Origin of the sequence: Pseudomonas sp. CF161 (assembly GCF_000416215.1) — a bacterium.
Taxonomy (GTDB): domain Bacteria; phylum Pseudomonadota; class Gammaproteobacteria; order Pseudomonadales; family Pseudomonadaceae; genus Aquipseudomonas.
Genome location: NZ_ATLP01000129.1, coordinates 1 through 17944, shown reverse-complemented (window position 1 = coordinate 17944; position 17944 = coordinate 1). Strand labels below are relative to the sequence as shown.

The following is a 17944-nucleotide window of genomic DNA, read 5'->3' as shown; positions in this document are numbered from 1 at the left end:
CGCTGGCGCTGCCCCGATCCGCCGAGCTGATCGTGGCGATTCTGGCCAGTTGGCGCGTCGGTGCCGGCTACTTGCCGCTGGATCCACAATGGCCTCTGGCCCGTCAGGCGCACATCATCGAGCAGGCGCAGACCCCCTGGGTGGTAGCGGCGGCCGAACAGTTGCCGGCCTGGCAGGCGCGGGGCGTCGAGGCCCTGGATATCGCCGGGGAATCGACGGCGGCCCAGGACGGCTCGCTGCTCGCCCGGCACGCCCCGCAGGCCACTGATGTCGCCTATGTGCTCTTCACCTCGGGCACCACCGGCACGCCTAAGGGCGTGGTGATCGAACACCGGCAACTGCTCAACTACACCGCCGGGGTCAGTGATGCCCTGGAGCTGGCAGCCTGCCGGCACTTCGCCCTGGGTTCGACGGTGGCCGCCGACCTTGGCAACACCGCCTTGTTCGGCGCGCTGTACAACGGCGCGGCCCTGCACATTGCCGACGATCAGGTGATGCAGGATCCCCATGCCTTTGCCGGTTTTATCCGGGAGCAGGGCATCGACTGCCTGAAAATCGTGCCCTCCCACCTGGCGGCCTTGCTCGAGGCCGAACCGCCGGCCCTGCCTGCCACGCTGATCCTGGGCGGTGAAGCGATCCCCGGACGCCTGCTGCAGCGGATCTATCAGATCAAGGCGGACTGCCGGGTGTTCAACCACTACGGTCCGACCGAGACCACGGTCGGGGTGCTGGTCCATCCGCTGTCGCCTGCGGATGCGCAGCAGGTGAGCATGCCCCTGACCCGGGTGCTGGCCAACAACCAGGTGCTGGTGCTCGGTGAGCGCCTGCAACTGATGGCCACCGGTGAATTGGGTGAGCTGTATATCGGTGGGCAGCAACTGGCCCGGGGTTATCTGCACGCCCCCGAGCAGGAGGCCCAGGCATTTATCACCAGCCCCCTGGATGGCCAGCGCCTGTACCGCAGCGGCGACCTGGCCCGCTACCGTCCCGAAGGCGGGGTGCAGCTGTTCGGGCGCCGCGACCAGCAGGTCAAGGTGCGCGGGTTCCGCATCGAACTGGCCGAGATCGAGGCCCAGTTGCTGCGCCTGCCGGGGGTCAATGAAGCGGTGGTGGTGCTGGGCAAGCGCGAGGAGGGGCCAGGCGAGCCGATCGCCTTTGTGGTCGCCGCGCCCACCGGGGCCGGGGATTTGCCAGCGACCCTGGCGGCACAGCTGGCCGAGCAGTTGCCGGCCGCCATGTTGCCGCGGCATATCCAGCTCGTGGACTCGATGCCGCGCCTGGGCAACGGCAAGGTCGATCGCCAGGCCTTGCAGCAGCGCGACCTGAGCCTGGTGCAGGCCGAGTACGTGGCACCACGGGATGCCCTGGAGCAGTTGCTTGCGGCGCGCATGGCGCAGTTGTTGGGGCTGGAGCGCCTGAGCATCGAGCAGGACTTCTTTGCCGCCGGTGGGCATTCGTTGCTGGTGATCAAGCTGGTGGCGGGGATTCGCAAGCTGCTGCAATGCGAAACCCATCCCGGGGTGGTCTTCGACAACCCGACGGTGGCGGCACTGGCCCAGGCTTTGCGCTTGCAGGAAACAGCGCCGGGGCAGTTGGAGAAACAGGCCCAGGCGCGCCTGCGCCTGGACGCCATGAGCCCCGAAGAAAAAGCCCTGTTACTGGAAAAGGCGCGTCAGTTGCAGCAGGCCAAAGAGCAACTCGAAGGCTGATTCCCCCCAGCCTGGCTGCCCCTGCCCGAGCCGGCCAACGGCTCTGGCAGGGGCTTTTTTTTCAGCCCCCCTGTCATGAAAAACCGACCTCTGGCCCGTCGCGCCGGCGGTGCTTTGTATTTTTTTGTGTCCTGAATGTGAATCTTTCTAATTTATTTTATTTTTGCTCGTCTTCTAATGGCTCGACACCGAATTTGAAGGAAATCGCCCCCTCATGACGCCGGGACGATTGTGGCAGTGGACCGCCAACTGACCGGTCAGCCATCCCAAGAGGTGGCGATCTTCCAACTTGAATGACGATATCTGGGGTGATCCAACGCTATGAAACCTGAACAGACACGGCGCGCACGGGATGTGCTGAAACAGCCATTGGCCCTCTGGCGCACGTCGGCTTCCATCGTAGTCTTGGGTCTGGCCCTTGGCGTCTCCAGCGGCGTCCAGGCACAAAGCGCCCACGTCAATATCCCGGCCCAGCCGCTGGACAAGGCGCTGACTGAACTGGGGAACCAGACCGGCCTGCAGATTCTCTATGGACCGGAACTGGTGCGCGGCAAGAAGTCCTCGCCGGTGGTGGGTGAAATGGAGCCTGGGGAGGCTCTGAACACCTTGCTGCAAGGCGCGGGGCTGAAGTATCGGATCGAGAACAACACGGTGTTCCTGACCAATGACGCCGGTTCTTCCACGGCGCTGGAACTGGGCACCACCAGTATCAAAGGCCAGGGCATGGGGGAGATGACCGAGAACTCGGGCTCCTACACCACCGGCTTGACCAGCGTGGGTTCGAAGACCCCGACCAGCTTGCGCCAGACCCCGCAATCGGTGTCGGTGATCACCAACCAGGTGATCCAGGAGCGGCGCATGAGCAGCCTGACCGATGCGATGAAGGAGACTCCCGGGATCACGGTGAAAACCGCCAACTCCAACCTGTCCAGCTACTACTCGCGCGGCTTCGTCATCGAGAATATCCAGATCGATGGGGCGGCCCCCATGGCCCTGGGGACCACGGCCGGTAGTTTCTATTCGTATAAAAACTATGACCTGGTGGAGTTCGACCACGTTGAAGTGCTGCGCGGGTCCTCCGGTTTGTTCGGCGGCACCGGCGATCCGGGCGGCATGATCAACCTGGTGCGCAAACGCCCCCTGGATGCCTATCAGTTGAAGGTCGAGACTTCCGCAGGGACCTGGGACAACTACCGTACGCAGCTCGATGTCACCGGCCCCTTGGCCTTTGATGGCAAGCTGCGCGGGCGACTGGTGGCGGCCTACACCGACCGCCAGTACTTCCTGGACAATCGCAGCACTGAAAAACCCATCCTCTATGGCGTGCTCGAAGCGGATGTCACCGACGCCACGCGCCTGACCCTGGGCGGTCGGTCCGAACGCCTGCACGACAACGGCATCGGCACCGGTGTGCCGCGCTACCTCGATGGCGGTGACCTGGGCTTGTCCCGGCGCACCAGCCTGACCACCAACTGGGCCTACCAGGATGGTCGCTCGGACGAGCTGTTTGCCAAGGTCGACCATGAATTCAACGACAACTGGAAGGGCAACCTCAGCTACACCCAAACCCTGGAGTCGGGCCTGATCAAGAGCTCCGCGGTCCTGGGCGGGGTGGATCTGGTCGATAAGACCGGGCCTTTCTGGTACGGCTCGATCAACTCCTATCGCAGTGAGCAGCGGCTTTTCGACATGAACCTTGCCGGCAAATTCACGGCTTTTGATCGCGAGCACGAACTGCTCCTGGGGGCGGACTATCAGAAGATCACCAGCCGTTGGCGCGGGACCGATGGTTTGCCCAATGGCGGTAATGTGGATGTATTCGACCCGGATTCCACGCCCTGGCCCAACCAGCCCAACGACCGGCGCTACACCCGGGACTACAGCCCCAACTCACAAGCCCAGTACGGCCTGTACTCGACCTTGCGCCTGCAACTGGCCGATCCGCTGCACCTGATCGTCGGTGCCCGGGTGCAGCGCTACAAGTTTGACCAGACCTATCGCGAGCGTGACGTCGACCCGATCGACCCCGCCAACCCGGATGCCTGGACCACGCTGTCCGACGTCCACCGTCGCGAACCGACCAAGGTGGTCCCCTACGGCGGCCTGGTCTTTGACCTGAATGACCAGTGGTCGACCTATGTCAGCTATTCAGAGATCTACAAGCCGCAGCAGCTGCAATCCAAGGGCCCGTTGCCCGGTAGCGCGCTGGAGGCCATGACCGGCAAGACCTATGAAACCGGGATCAAGGGCGAGTTGTGGGGTGGGGCCGTCAATACCTCGTTTGCGCTGTACTACACCGAGCGTGAAAACCAGGCCGTACTCGATCCAAACTACCCCGAGACTGACGTGCTGTTCGCCGGCAGTTGCTGCTACCTGGCCCAGGGCAAGGTGGTCAGCAAAGGCTTCGATGCCGAGATCAGCGGCGAAGTCATGCCTGACTGGAACCTCATGGCGGGCTACACCTACAACCACAACAAGGACCGTACGACCAATTCCACCTTCAGCAGCATCACGCCGAGGCACAGCGCCAAGCTGTGGTCCACCTATCGCCTGCCGGGCGTGCTCAATGACCTGAAGGTCGGGGGCGGGGTGACGCTGCAGAGCAAAGACTACGTCAGCGGTGTGGCCACCGTGCTGGATAGCGACCTCAAGCCGGTGCCCGGCCCTAATGGCCGGCCATTGACTCACCCCTTCGACTATAACCAGAGTGGCTACGCGGTCTGGAATGCCATGGCGGAATACCGGGTGGATGAGCACTGGACCCTGGCCTACAACCTCAACAATATTTTCGACAAGGTCTACTACTCGACAGTCGGCCCTTCCAATCGGCAGAACTGGTACGGCGAACCGCGCAACCAGATGCTGACCCTGCGCGGGACATTCTGGTAGGTCACATCGGCGGCGACGCCTGTCGCCCAGCTGGCCCCTATAACCAGTTGCGCCCAATAAAAAGCCCGATGCACTGCATCGGGCTTTTTATTGGGCGCAAGGTATCAAGCGGGTTGATCGGCCAGCCATTGCTCAAGCTTGTGGTAGATCCCCTCGACCCCGGCAACGATGCCATTCATGCGCAGGAAGTCATGGGTCAGGCCCTTCTGCACCTCAAGGGTCACCGCGGTGCCGCGTGCCTGCAGGCGCTCGGCGTAGGCCAGGCCTTCGTCATACAGCGGGTCATATTCCGCGAGGCTGATGTAGGCCGGGGCCAGGGCCGGCAGGTCCTGGGTCAGCAGGGGCGATACCCGCCAGTCCAGGCGCTGCTCCGGCGTCGGGCAGTAGTGCTGGTAAAACCACTCCAGGGTCGCGGTTTCCAGCAGGTGGTCTTCGGCAAAGCGGGCGTGGGAAGGGCGCAGCGTCGAGGTGTCGGTCACCGGGTAAAACAGCAATTGGCTCCTGGGCTTGAGCTGGATCTGCCGGGGCTGCATGACCGCCATAATGGCCAGCACGGTGGCCAGGGTGGCGCCGACGCTGTCGCCGGCGACGTGGGTGCGCTGGTGGTCCAGGTGCAGCGAGGCGGCATTTTCCGCCAGCCAGTTGGCCGCATCCAGGGCGTCGTGTACGGCGGTCGGGAACGGTGATTCCGGGGCCAGGCGATAGGCCGGCGCCAGGACCGCATGCCGGCCGCTGGCGGCCAGGCGCCGACAGATCGAGTCGTGGGAGTCCAGGCTGCCGACCACATAGCCGCCGCCATGCAGGTACAGAATCGTCGCTTGCAGTTCGCTGCCGGTGCCTGCGGCGCGGTACAGCCGTGCCGGCATGGCCTGGCCGTCCCGGGTCGGCAGGCTCAGGGTGGTGACGCTGACCGAGGCCGGCGGGCAGGGGTCGAGCACGGCGGAGGTCTGCTCGAATTCGGCGCGGGCCTGCTGCACGCTCAACGCATGCATGGGCTGGCTCTTGCCGCTCAGGCGGCCCATTTGGGCCAGCTCCAGAAAGCCTTCGAGATCGGGGTCCAGGGGCATTGCGGGTTCCTTGTGAAAACTGTGTCGGTTGAGGCTGCCGCTGCGGACCCTCCGCAGCGGCAAAGGGCTTACGGGGCCACCGTTTCCGGTTGCTCCAGCTGTTGCAGTGCGTCCTCGAGGAAGGCCGCTTGCTTGAGGATGTCAAAGTGCCCGGCCAGCAGTTGCTCGTTGGCCTGGGCCGCTGCGAGGTGCTGGTCCGGGTCGCTGGCGTTGGCCTTGGCCCACCAGCAATACGGGCGGCTGCGGGTCTCGGGCAGGGCGTCCAGTTGCAGCGACAGGGCCTTGAGTTTCATGGCCACGCTGAAGGTGTGGGCCAGCTCATCGCTGCTGATCCCGGCGTAAGCCGAGGCGCTCGCCAGGGCCTGTTGCACCCCGGCGATCAGCGGCTCCAGGGTCGCCAGGTCGCTGTGGGCGCGAAGGCTGAACGCCGGCAACTGGTGCGCCGGCAAGCCGAAAATCACCGCGAGGAAGCTACGCAGATCATCGCTCCAGTCGTCATTGTCGGCTTCGGGGGTCAGGCTCGGCACAAAGCTGTCCACCAGCCCCAGAAACTCCACCTGTTGCCCCTGACTCTCCAGCTCCTGGGCCACCAGCAGCGCCAGGGTGCCACCCAGGGACCAGCCCAGCAGGTGGTACGGGCCGTCAGCCTGTTTCTGGCGAATGTACTGGGCATAGTCGATGGCCATGGCGCCCAGGGATTCGTCCTCCCAGTGACGGTCCAGCAGCATCCGGCATTGCAGCCCGTAGACACTGCGCTGACCTTCCAGGCGCCGGGCCAGGGGCTCGTAGTCGAACACCGTGCCGAAGCCGGCGTGCAGGCAGAACAACGGACGACGTGTCGCCACCCGGCTGTTGAGCAGCAGCAACGGGTCGAGGCTGTTGTGCGCCTCGGGGTCGTAGCCCGACAGCTCGGCAATGGTCGGCTTGCCGATCATGTCCCGCAGCTTCAGCTCGATGCCCAGGTCGCTGCGGCCGCGGACCTTGGACAGGACCTTGAGAATCCGCAGGGAGTCGCCGCCCAGCTCGAAGAAGTTATCGGTGACGCCGACCTGCTCAAGCTCCAGGACCTCTTGCCAGATACTGGCCAGGGCCTGTTCCAGGGCATTGCGCGGCGCGACGAACGCCCGTCCCTTGAAGTCCGGGTCCGGCAGGGCCAGGCGATCCAGCTTGCCGTTGGGGTTCAATGGCAAGACCGCCAGGACCAGGATCTGCGAAGGCACCATGTAGTCGGGCAGTTCCCGACCCAAGGCGCTGCGCAATTGCTCGCCCAGGCTCGGGTCCGGGGCGGCGACCACATAACCGATCAGTTGTTTGCCGGCGCTGGTTTCCCGGGCGACCACCACCGCGTCCTGCACCGGGGCCTGTTCGCGCAGGCGGGCCTCGATTTCTCCCAGCTCGATGCGAAAGCCACGGATCTTGACCTGGTTGTCCAGGCGCCCGAGGTAGTCGATCACGCCGTCGGCGCGCTGGCGCACCAGGTCACCGGTGCGATACAGGCGGCTGCCACTGGCGCTGAACGGGTCGACGACAAACCGCTCGGCACTCAGGCCGGGGCGCTGGTGATAACCCCGGGCCACGCCTTCGCCACCGATGTACAGCTCGCCCGCGACGCCATTGGGCAGCGGGTTGAGCTGCTCGTCGAGCACGTACAAAGTGCGTTCCCCGATGCGGGTGCCGATCGGCGCGTAGACCGCGCCGCAGTGCTGGTCAGCGTTGACCTTCCACAGCAGCGGGGTCACGACCGTCTCCGTCGGGCCGTAGCCATTGGTCAGGTAGGCGGGCTTGAGGGCGCGCTTGACGAGCTCGAAGTTGGCTTCGGCCACCGCATCGCCGCCGAAGCAATAGATGCGCACCGGCGGTGGTGGCTGGTCCTGGCTTTCGGCGAACTCGGCCAGTTGCTGCAGGTAGGCCGGGGGGAAGCAGGCGATGCTGATCTGATGCCCATGCAGTGCGTGCCAGGTTTCTTCCGGGGTCCACAGCTGGTTGCCACGAACCACCAGTTGGGCGCCGCTGAGCAGGGTCGCCAGCCAGCGTTCCTGGGCGCCGTCGAAGGCAAAGGACATAAACAGCAATTCGCGGGTATTCACATCCATCTCATAGCGCTGGGCAATCGCCTGGCAATGCATGCGGATCTGACCATGGGACACCGCCACGCCCTTGGGTTTGCCGGTGGACCCCGAGGTGTAGATCAGGTACGCGAGGTTGTCGTCCAGCACGGCCGTGGCCGGGCAGGTCGACGGCTGTGTATCCAGTTGCAGCCGGTCGAGCTCCAGGCGTGGCGTCGAGAGGCCCTCAAAACGTGAAGCCAGGGCGCTCTGGGTGATCAGCACGCCCATGGCCGAGTCTTCGACGATCCACTGGATGCGCTCCGGCGGATAGTCGATGTCCAGTGGCACATAGGCGCCACCGGTCTTCATCACGGCGTAGAAGGCCACGATCACCTCCACCGAGCGTTCCAGGGCGATGCCGACGAACACTTCCGGCCCCACGCCCTGGCTGATCAGGTAATGGGCCAGGCGGTTGGCCCGGGCTTCCAGCTCGCCATAGGTCAGGCGGCTATCGCCACAGACCACTGCCAGGGCCTCCGGGCGGGTGCTGGCGTGGTGGCGCACGACCTCGGCCAGCAGCGGCAGGCAAGTGCTCGGGGCTGGCAGTTGGTTGCTCAGCAGCAGGGCGTGCTGCTCGGCGGCGGCCAGCATGCCGAGGCTGCCCAGGGTCGCGTCCGGCTGATCGAGCATGGCCAGCAGCAGCGTCTCGAAGCTGCGTCGGACCTGCTCGGTGGCGTCTGCGGTAAAGCGGTTGCGCAGGTACAGGAACTCGATCTTCAGCGTCGTGCCGAGGTTGATCGCCAGGTCCATGGCGAAGTTGGTGACGTCGCGGTTGCTGACTTCGCCGAAGCTGAGCTGATTCTGCCCGGCCTCCTGCAGACGCTCATCCACCGGGTAGTTTTCGAACACGATGATGCTGTCGAACAGCGCCTGGCCGCCGTGACCGGACCAGCGTTGCACATCGGCCAGGGAGGCATGTTCGTGATCGCGGACTTCCAGGTTGTAGCTCTGCAGATCCTGCAGCCACTGCCCCAGCAGTGCCTGCGGCTGCGGCGCCTGGATGATCGGCAGGGTATTGATGAACAGCCCGAGCACGTCTTCGGCGCCCGGCAGGCTGGCCGGACGACCGGCCACGGTGGCGCCGAAGCACACGCTTTCCTGGCCGGTGTAGCGTTGCAGCAAGAGCAGCCAGGTGGCCTGGATCAGCGTGTTGGGGGTCACTCGCAGGCGTTGCGCCTGCTCGCGCAGGCGCCGGGTCTGGCCTTCATCCCAATTCAGGTACAGCGCGGCATGGCCTGGCAGGTCGGCGGCAGGGCGCGGGCTCAGGCTGTTGGACAGCGAGGTCGAGCCGCCGAAGCCTTGCAGCTTGTCTTTCCAGAACTGCTCGAGGGTGGCCTGGGACTGGTTCTGCAACCACTGGATGTAGTCACGGTAATGCCCGCGGATGGCCGGCGCGGGGCGACCGTTGTAGAGCTCGAAGACCTCACCCAGCAGGCGCGAGCTGGACCAGCCATCCATGAGGATGTGGTGGCTGGTCCAGATCAGGTGATGGCGTTGCTCGTCGAGCTTGACCAGGGTCAGGCGGGTCAGCGGCGCGCGCAGCAGGTCGAAACCTTCGGCACAGTCCTCGGCGAGCAGGGCCTCCAGCGCTTGCGGGTCGAAGGGGCGATCCTGCCAGTCGAGGAGCCGGGTCGGCAGGGTGGCACTCTTGTACACAACCTGCAGCGGCTCGGCGAGTTCGCTGGCCGACCAGAACCCGCTGCGCAGGATTTCATGGCGGGCAATGGCGCTGTTCCACGCGGCAATGAACCGCTCGGGGTCCAGGCCTTCGACCGCGACGCTCATCTGGTTGATGTACAGGCTGTCGCCGGAGGCCTCCAGGCTGTGGAACAGCATGCCTTGCTGCATCGGTGACAGCGGATAAAGGTCCTCCACCCGATTGGCCGGGACCGGCAGGCGGTCCAGTTGCTGCTGGGTGACGCGGGCGACCGGGAAATCCGCCGGGGTCAGCCCCTGATGGCGCGGGTCGCAGCAATGTTCGATAACCAGCGCCAGTTCACGGGCAAAGTCGTCCGCCAGGCGCTGGATGGTCGCATCGTCGAACATGTCGCTGCTGTAGCCCCAGCCGATCTTCAGCTCGCCACCGTAGACCTGGCCATTGAGGCTGAGCCAGTTGCCCAGGGGCGCCTGAGGGCTTTGATTGGCGCCGGTGCTTTCCTCGGCGGGGGCGAACAGCGCCCCTTGCTCGCGATCGAAGCTGCCATCGAACTGGCCCAGGTAGTTGAAGGTGATCCGCGGCTCGGGCAAACGGCTCAGGGTGTCCCGGGTCTGTGGGTCCCCGAGGTAGCGCAGGGCACCGAAGCCGATGCCTTTGTTGGGGATCGCCCGCAGTTGCTCCTTGATCTGCTTGATCGAGTCGCCCAGGTCAGCAGCCAGGCTCAACTTGACCGGGAAGACACTGGTGAACCAGCCGACGGTGCGCGTCAGGTCCAGATGATCGAACAGCTCTTCGCGGCCATGGCCTTCGAGCTGGATCAGGTTGCTGGAGTAACCGGTCCAGCGCTGGAGCACCCTGGCCAGGGCGGTGAGCAGCAGGTCGTTGATCTGGGTCCGGTAGGCCGCGGGGGCGTCTTGCAGCAGTTGTCGGGTCAGGTGCGGGTCCAGGCGTGTTTCCAGGCTGCGCCCATGGCGGTTCTGCAGGCCACCGTCGGGGCGATCGCAGGGCAGGGTTGCCGGCACGTCCTGCAATTGCTCCTGCCAATAGGCCAGTTCCTGCTGCAAGGCCTCACTGCGGGCGTGGCGTTGCAGCTGTTCGGCCCAGTCCTTGACGGCGCTGGTCTTGTCTTGCAGGGCCACGGCCTGGCCATTGAGCAACTGGGTGTAGGCGTGTTGCAGGTCTTCGAAAAGAATCCGCCACGACACCCCGTCGACCGCCAGGTGGTGCACCACCAGCAACAGGCGCTGACTGCCGTCCTGCAACGTGGCCAGCAGCCCGCGCAGCAAGGGGCCGGCGTGCAGGTCGAGGCTGGCCTGGGCTTTTTCCGCCCAGTGTTCCAGTTCGTCGCTGTTGGCGACGCTTGCCTGCCAGAGCAGTCGGGTGCTCGGCTGGGGCGCCAGGAACGTCGCGTGCCATTGCCCGTGATCCTCGCTGAAACAAAGGCGCAGGGCATCGTGGTGGCGGGTCAGGTGCTGCAGGGTCTGCTCCAGCAGTTCGCCGTCCAACGGCTTGGCGGGCTTGAGCATGACCGACTGGTTCCAGTGCTGGCGCTGGGGAATCGGGGTCTCGAAAAACATCTGCTGGATGGCCAGCAACGGCGTAGTGCCCGTGACCGCGCCCTGGTCGATTTGCTCGCTGTCCTGGGTGGTCTGGGCGACGTTGGCCAGGCTCCTGACGGTCTGGTGCTGAAACAGGTCCTTGGGGCTGAAGCGAATGCCGGCCTGGCGCGCGCGGCTGACCAGCTGGATGGAGATGATCGAGTCGCCGCCGAGTTCGAAGAAGTTGTCGTTCAACCCCACTTGCGGCAGTTTCAGCACGCTTTGCCAGAGTGCGGCGAGGCGCTGTTCCAGCTCGCTTTGCGGCGCCACATAGGCCCGTTGCAGTTGGCTGGCGTCCGGTTGTGGCAGGGCCTTGCGGTCCAGCTTGCCATTGGCCGTCAGCGGCAGCTGCGGGATAAACAACAGGTGCGCCGGAACCATGTAGTCCGGCAGCTCTTCCTTGAGCCGGGCCTTGATCTCATCGCGCAGCGCGCCGCTGGCCTCGGCCCCGTCGGGGGCGTTGTTGGGCACCACATAAGCCACCAGTTGCTGGCCATTCGGTCCGGCTTGTGCCAGCACCACCGCTTCGCGAATCTGCGGCAGGTGCAGCAAACGGGCTTCGATTTCTCCCAGTTCGATGCGGAAACCGCGGATCTTGACCTGATGGTCGATGCGCCCGGCGTACTCGATCACGCCGTCGGCGCGATAGCGCGCCAGGTCTCCGGTACGGTACAGGCGTTCACCCGGGGCCCCGAACGGGTCGGGAATAAAGCGCGTGGCGCTCAGGTCGGCGCGTTTCAGATAGCCGCGCGCCAGGCCGGCCCGGCCGATATACAGCTCACCGATGCAGCCTTTGGGCACCGGGTTCAAATGCGCGTCGAGCAGGTACCAGGACAGGTCGGGAATCGGTACGCCGATCGGGCTGCAAGCTTCCTGCTGCAAGTCGGCCAGGGTGATGGGGCGGTAGGTCACGTGCACCGTGGTTTCGGTGATGCCGTACATGTTGATCAACTGCGGCTGCTGGTCGCCAAACCGCTGGAACCATGGGCGCAGGCTCTGCACGTCCAGGGCTTCGCCGCCAAACACCACATAGCGCAGGGCGAGGCTGGCCCCGGCCTGCTCGGGGGCACAGGCCACTTGCAGCAATTGCTTGAAGGCGGACGGGGTCTGGTTCAGCACCGTGACGCCCTCGTCGCACAACAGCGTGAAGAAGTCTTCCGGTGAACGGCTGACCTCCTGCGGCACTATGGCCAGCCGGCCGCCGTAGAGCAGTGCGCCAAAGATCTCCCAGACCGAGAAGTCGAAGGCATAGGAGTGGAACAGGCTCCAGACGTCCTGCGGGCCGAACTGGAACCAGCCCTCGGTGGCCTTGAACAGGCGCAGCACGTTGTGATGGGCGAGCAGGGCGCCCTTGGGGTTGCCGGTGGAGCCGGAGGTGTAGATCACATAGGCCAGGTTGGCCGGGTCCAGCGCGACCTGCGGGTTGGCGCTGCTGAAGCGGTCCGGTTCGTGGGCGTCGATCAGCAGGGTCCTGACCTGCGCGGGGATCGGCAGGCGATCCCGGACCTCGGCCTGGGTCAGCAACAGCGCCAGGCCGCTGTCTTGCATCATGTAGGCCAGGCGCTCCTGCGGGTAGGCCGGGTCCAGCGGCACGTAGGCGCCGCCGGCCTTGAGGATGGCCAGCAGGCCGATGATCATCTCCAGGCTGCGCTCGACCGCCAGCCCGACCATGACGTCCGGCCCGACCTGGTGTTCGATCAGGGCGTGGGCCAACTGGTTGGCGCGGCTGTTGAGCTGGGCATAGGTCAACTGTTGCTGGCCCAGGCTCACCGCGATGGCCTGGGGCGTGCGTTCGGCCTGGGCTTCGATCAGGTGGTGCAGGCAGCGTTCGCTGGGGCAGTGCGCCGTATCGGGGTTCCACTGCTTGAGGTTCTGTTGTTGCTCGCTGGCGTCCAGCAACGGCAGCTCGGCAATGGCGTGCTGCGGGTTGGCGACGATTCCCCGCAGCAGGTTCTGCCAGTGACCGGCCAGGCGTTCGACGGTGCTGCGGTCGAACAGATCCGTGGCGTAGGTCAGTGTCGCGGCGATGCCCTCGGCGGACTCCACCGTGTTCAGGGTCAGGTCGAACTGGGCGCTGGTGATTTCCCAGTCCAGGCTTTCGATCAGCAGCGGTTGCGGGTGCGTCGGTTTCTCGCTGCTGGCGTCCCGGGCCGAACCGCGGTGGTTGTACAGCACCTGGAACAGCGGCGTAAGGCTCAGGTTGCGTTCCGGTTGCAGGGCTTCCACCAGATGGCCGAACGGCAGGTCCTGGTAGGCCTGGGCCTGCATCGCGGTGTGCTTGACCTGTTGCAGCAGGTCGCAGAAGCGCAGCGCCTCGGTGAAGTCGGCCTTGAGTACCTGGGTGTTGACGAAGAAGCCGATCAGGCCTTCGGTTTCAACCCGATTGCGGTTGGCCACCGGCACACCGATGCGGATGTCGTCCTGGCGGCTGTAGCGGTGCAGCAAGGTCTGGAACGAGGCCAGCAACAGCATGAACGGGGTCACGTTTTGCTGCTGGGCGAGCTGTTGGAGGCCCTGGCCCAGGGCTGTGTCGAGCACGATATCCAGGCGTGCGCCGCGGTAGCTCTGGACCGCCGGGCGTGGCCGATCGAGGGGCAGTTCGAGCACCGGTTGTTCAGCGCCGAGCTGGTCCGTCCAGTAGGCCAGTTGCCGCTCGCGCTCGCCGGCTTCCATCCAGCGTCGTTGCCAGATGGCGTAGTCGGCGTACTGGATCGGCAGTGGCGCCAGGTCGGCCGGCTGCCCCAGGCTGGCGGCGGCATACAGCTGGACCAGGTCGCTGACCATGACCTGCAGCGAGGCCGCGTCGGAAACAATATGGTGCTGGGCGATCACCATGATGTGCTCGTGGGCCGCCAGCCGCAGCAACCTGACCCGCAGCAGGGGGCCCTGTTGCAGGTCGAACAGCGCCTGGGTCTGGGCATCGACGAAGGCCTTGATCACACCCTCGCGGGCCAGCGCGTCCGGCACCGGCTCGGCCTGCTCGACAACCACCTTGAGCGACAACTGCGGGGCAATCACCTGCACCGCGCCGTCGTCGGTCTGTTCAAAGGTGGTGCGCAAAGTCTGGTGGCGCTCGATCAAGGCATTGAAGCTGCGCTCCAGCGCCTGGACATCCAGCTCGCCCTGCATGCGCAAGGCCACAGACAGGTGATAGGCGGTGCTGGTGGGCTCCAGTTGCCAGAGAAACCACTGGCGTTCCTGGGCGAACGACAGGGGGATGCGCTCCACCTCCGATTGCACCGCAGGAATCGGCAGGTTGGCGGGTGAAACGCCTTCGCCGAGCATCTTTTCCAGGAACAGCGTGCGCTTGTCCAACGGCAGGGTGATGAACCGCTTGGCGATTCGTGCGGCCATATTCTGGTCCATCAAACTTCCTCCATTTCGTCGAACAGTGCTTCTAGCTTGCTCAGTTTCAGGGTGTCGATCGGGGTGCCGGACTGTTGCAGTTCGCCGGCCAGGGCGCCGAGGGTGGGGGCCTGGAACATCTGTTGTGCGCTCATCTGCATGCCCAGCTCCAGTTGCACCCGCGATACCACGCGTACCGCCAGCAGGGAGTGCCCGCCGAGTTCGAAGAAGTTGTCGTTCAAGCCGATCGATTCGACGTTGAGGATGCTGGCCCAGATCGCCGCCAGTTGTTTTTCCAGCTCGCTGTGGGGGGCGACATAGGCTCTTTGCAGCAGGCTGATATCGAGCGCGGGCAGCGCCTTGCGATCCAGCTTGCCGTTGGGTGTGAGCGGCAGTTTTTCCACGACCACCCAGTGCGCCGGGACCATGTAGTCCGGCAGGCTTTCGCCGAGCCAGGCCTTGAGTTTCTGGTGCAGGGCCGGGTGCTCGGCAACGGCTGGAGGTTCGACGGCCACCACATAACCCACCAGTTGTGGTCCGGCGTGGGTGTCATGGGCGACGACCGCCACCTCACGCACTTCGTCCAGTTCCAGGACCCGGGATTCGATTTCTCCCAGCTCGATCCTGAAGCCGCGGATCTTCACCTGGTGGTCGATACGGCTGAGGTACTCGATCACGCCGTCCTGGCGATACCGGGCCAGGTCGCCGGTGCGATAGACCCGCGCGCCCGGTGGCCCGAACGGATCCGGCAGGAAGCGTTCCGCCGTCAGCGCCGGACGCTGGAAATAGCCCCGGGCCAGGCCATCGCCGCCAATCAGCAGTTCGCCTGCGGCGCCCACAGGCGCGGTGGCCAGGTACGGGTCGACGATGTACAGCGAGGTGTTGTCGATCGGGTGCCCGAGGTACGGTGCGGGCTGCTGCGGGCTCAGGGGGTAGACCGCCGACCAGATGGTGGTTTCCGTCGGGCCGTACAGGTTCCACACCTGGGCCGACAACCCGAGCATGCGCGCTGCCAGTTCCTCGGGCAGCGCTTCGCCGCCGCACAGCAGCTTGCAGGTGCGCAGGGCCTCGTGGTGCGGGTGGTCGAGGAGCATTCGCCAGGTCGAAGGCGTGGCCTGGAGCGCGGTGACGCCCTGGCGTTGCACGCTGTCCAGGATGGCCTGGGGATCGAGGTTCATGCCTTGGCCACTGAGGACAATGCGCGCGCCGACCTTGAGCGGCAGGTAGATTTCCAGGCCGAAGATATCGAAGGAGAAAGTGGTCAGCGACATCATGCAATCGCTGCCGGCCAGCCCCGGAGCCCGGGCCATGCTCGAGATGAAGTTGTTCAACGCGCCGTGGCGCACCATGACCCCCTTGGGCTTGCCCGTGGAGCCGGAGGTGTAGATGACGTAGGCCAGGTTTTCCGGAGAGAGCTGGCGGATCGGGTTGGCCTGGGCATAACCCTCGAGCCAGGACGGGTCCTGATCCAGCTCCAGGCTCTGCACCCCTTCGGGGATCGGCAGTTGCTCCCGCAGCGCGCGCTGGGTCAGCAGCAGCCGCAGCCCGCTGTCCTGCATCATGTAGAACAGGCGGTCCTCGGGGTAGGCCGGATCCAGCGGCACATACGCGCCGCCAGCCTTGAGCACGGCCAGCAGCCCGACGATCATTTCCACGCTGCGCTCAAGGGCGATACCCACCCGCACATCCGGGCCCACGCCCAGTTCGATCAGCTTGTGCGCGAGCTGGTTGGCCCGCTGGTTGAGCTGGTGGTAGCTCAACTGCTCGCTGGCGAAAGCCAGTGCCGGTGCATCGGGAGTTCTGTCGACCTGCTCTTCGATCAACTGGTGGATGGCCCGCTGCAGCGCATTGTCGACCGCCGTCGCGTTCCACTGGTTGAGCATCCGTTGTTGTTCACCGGCATCGATCATCGCCAGATCGCTGATGGCTTGTGCAGGGTCGCTGACCATGGCCTGCAGCAGGTTCTGCCAATGCCGGGCCATGCGCTCGACCGTCGAAGGCGCAAACAGGTCCGCGGCGTAGGTCAGTACGGCATGCAGGCCTTCGCTGCTGTCGAAGGTGTCCAGGGCCAGGTCGAATTTTGCGGTGAGGCTGTCGGCCTCCAGGCTTTCGAGTTGCAGGTTCGGCAGTTGCCTCTCGGTTCGCTGTTGCAGCTGTTCACTGTGATGGTTGAACAGCACCTGGAACAACGGGTTCTGGCTCAGGGTGCGTTCCGGTTGCAGGGCTTCTACCAGTTGTTCGAACGGCAGGTCCTGATGGCTCTGGGCATCCAGCGCGGTCTGTTTGACTTGCGCCAGCAACTGAGTGACGGGCATCAGGCCGTTCAGTTCCGACTTCAGCACCAGGGTGTTGACGAAGAAGCCGATCAGGCGCTCGGTCTCGACCCGATTGCGGTTGGCAATAGGGGCGCCGACGCGAATATCCGTCTGTCCGCTGTAGCGATGCAGCAAGATCTGGAACGACGCCAGGAGCAACATAAAGGGGGTAACACCTTCGCGGTGTGCCAGCGCCTTCAAGCCTTGGCTCAGTGCGGCGCTCAATGGCACATCGATTTTCGCGCCACGAAAGCTCTGCCTGGCGGGTCGCAGGTGATCGGTCGGCAGTTCCAGTGCCTTCTGCTCACCGCCCAGTTGCCCGACCCAGTACGCCAGCTGCCGCTCGCGCTCGCCGGCTTCCATCCATTGCCGCTGCCAGACCGCATAGTCGGCGTACTGGATCGGCAGCTCGGGCAGGTTCGGTGCACGCTGCTCGGTGTTGGCTGCATAGAGTTCGATCAACTCTTGGACCATGACCTGGGTCGACCAGCCGTCCGAGACGATGTGGTGCTGTGTCAGCAGCAACAGGTAATCGTCGTCGGCCAGAGGCACGAGCCTGGCTCGCAGCAGAGGCCCTTGCGCCAGGTTGAATGGCTTGCGGGTTTCGTGCTCGATGCAGTCTTCGATGTGTTTGGGGGAGAGCGGCTGCAGCGGTCGCTGATCCACACTCAGGCCAAGGAGTGCGTGGTCGGCGATGACCTGCACGCTGTGTTCGCCTTGTTCGACGAAGGTCGTGCGCAGGCTTTCGTGGCGCGCCACAAGCGCATTCAGGCTGTATTGCAGGGCTTGGATATCCAACTCGCCGCGCATGCGGATGGCGGCCGGAATGTGGTACGCGTTGCTCTCGGGGTAGAACTGCCACAGAAACAGCTGCCGCTCCTGGGCATAGGACAGTGGCAGCGGCTTGTTGCGTTCGACCCTTTTCAGCGGTGGCTCGGCGGCGCACGTCGTGCCACCCAGGGACTCGGCAAACGCCGCCAGCCGGCTGTGTTCGAACAAGGTCCGCAGGGCCACCTCAAGACCCAGGCCCTGGCGCACCCGCGACACCACCTGGGTCGCCAGCAGGGAATGCCCGCCCAGTTCGAAGAAATCATCAGTGAGGCCGACTTGCTCCAGCTTCAGCACGTCTTGCCAGATCGTCGCGATCTGCTGTTCCAGCTCGCTTTGCGGCGCCACATAGGCCTGTTGCAACAGGCTGGCATCGGGCTGGGGCAAGGCCTTGCGGTCCAGCTTGCCGTTGCCGGTCAGAGGCAGGG

At 64.9% G+C, this 17944-nt stretch carries 5 protein-coding genes; 2 read left to right on the top strand and 3 right to left on the bottom strand.

Annotated features, from left to right (window positions below; translation table 11 throughout):
* Positions 1–1709, top strand: a 1709-nt coding sequence (locus CF161_RS31510; protein WP_043231110.1) for a non-ribosomal peptide synthetase, incomplete at its 5' end; no start/stop codon positions are given.
* Positions 1710–2030: 321 nt separating this feature from the next.
* Positions 2031–4598 (top strand): TonB-dependent receptor, encoded by a 2568-nt coding sequence (locus CF161_RS31505; protein ID WP_020300692.1) that lies wholly within the window; start codon positions 2031–2033, stop codon positions 4596–4598.
* Positions 4599–4702: 104 nt separating this feature from the next.
* On the opposite strand, the gene CF161_RS31500 is transcribed toward CF161_RS31505, so the two are convergent.
* From CF161_RS31500 to CF161_RS31490, 3 genes are all read right to left on the bottom strand, one after another.
* Positions 4703–5665 carry an alpha/beta hydrolase gene (locus CF161_RS31500; protein ID WP_020300691.1) on the bottom strand — a complete coding sequence of 321 codons (963 nt, stop codon included), beginning with the start codon at positions 5663–5665 and terminating at the stop codon, positions 4703–4705.
* Between the two features lie 68 nt (positions 5666–5733).
* Positions 5734–14394 carry a non-ribosomal peptide synthetase gene (locus CF161_RS31495; RefSeq protein ID WP_020300690.1) on the bottom strand — a complete coding sequence of 2887 codons (8661 nt, stop codon included), beginning with the start codon at positions 14392–14394 and terminating at the stop codon, positions 5734–5736.
* The coding region (locus tag CF161_RS31490) for a non-ribosomal peptide synthetase (protein WP_043231107.1) at positions 14394–17944 on the bottom strand (3551 nt) is incomplete at its 5' end. The genes CF161_RS31495 and CF161_RS31490, both read right to left, overlap by 1 nt.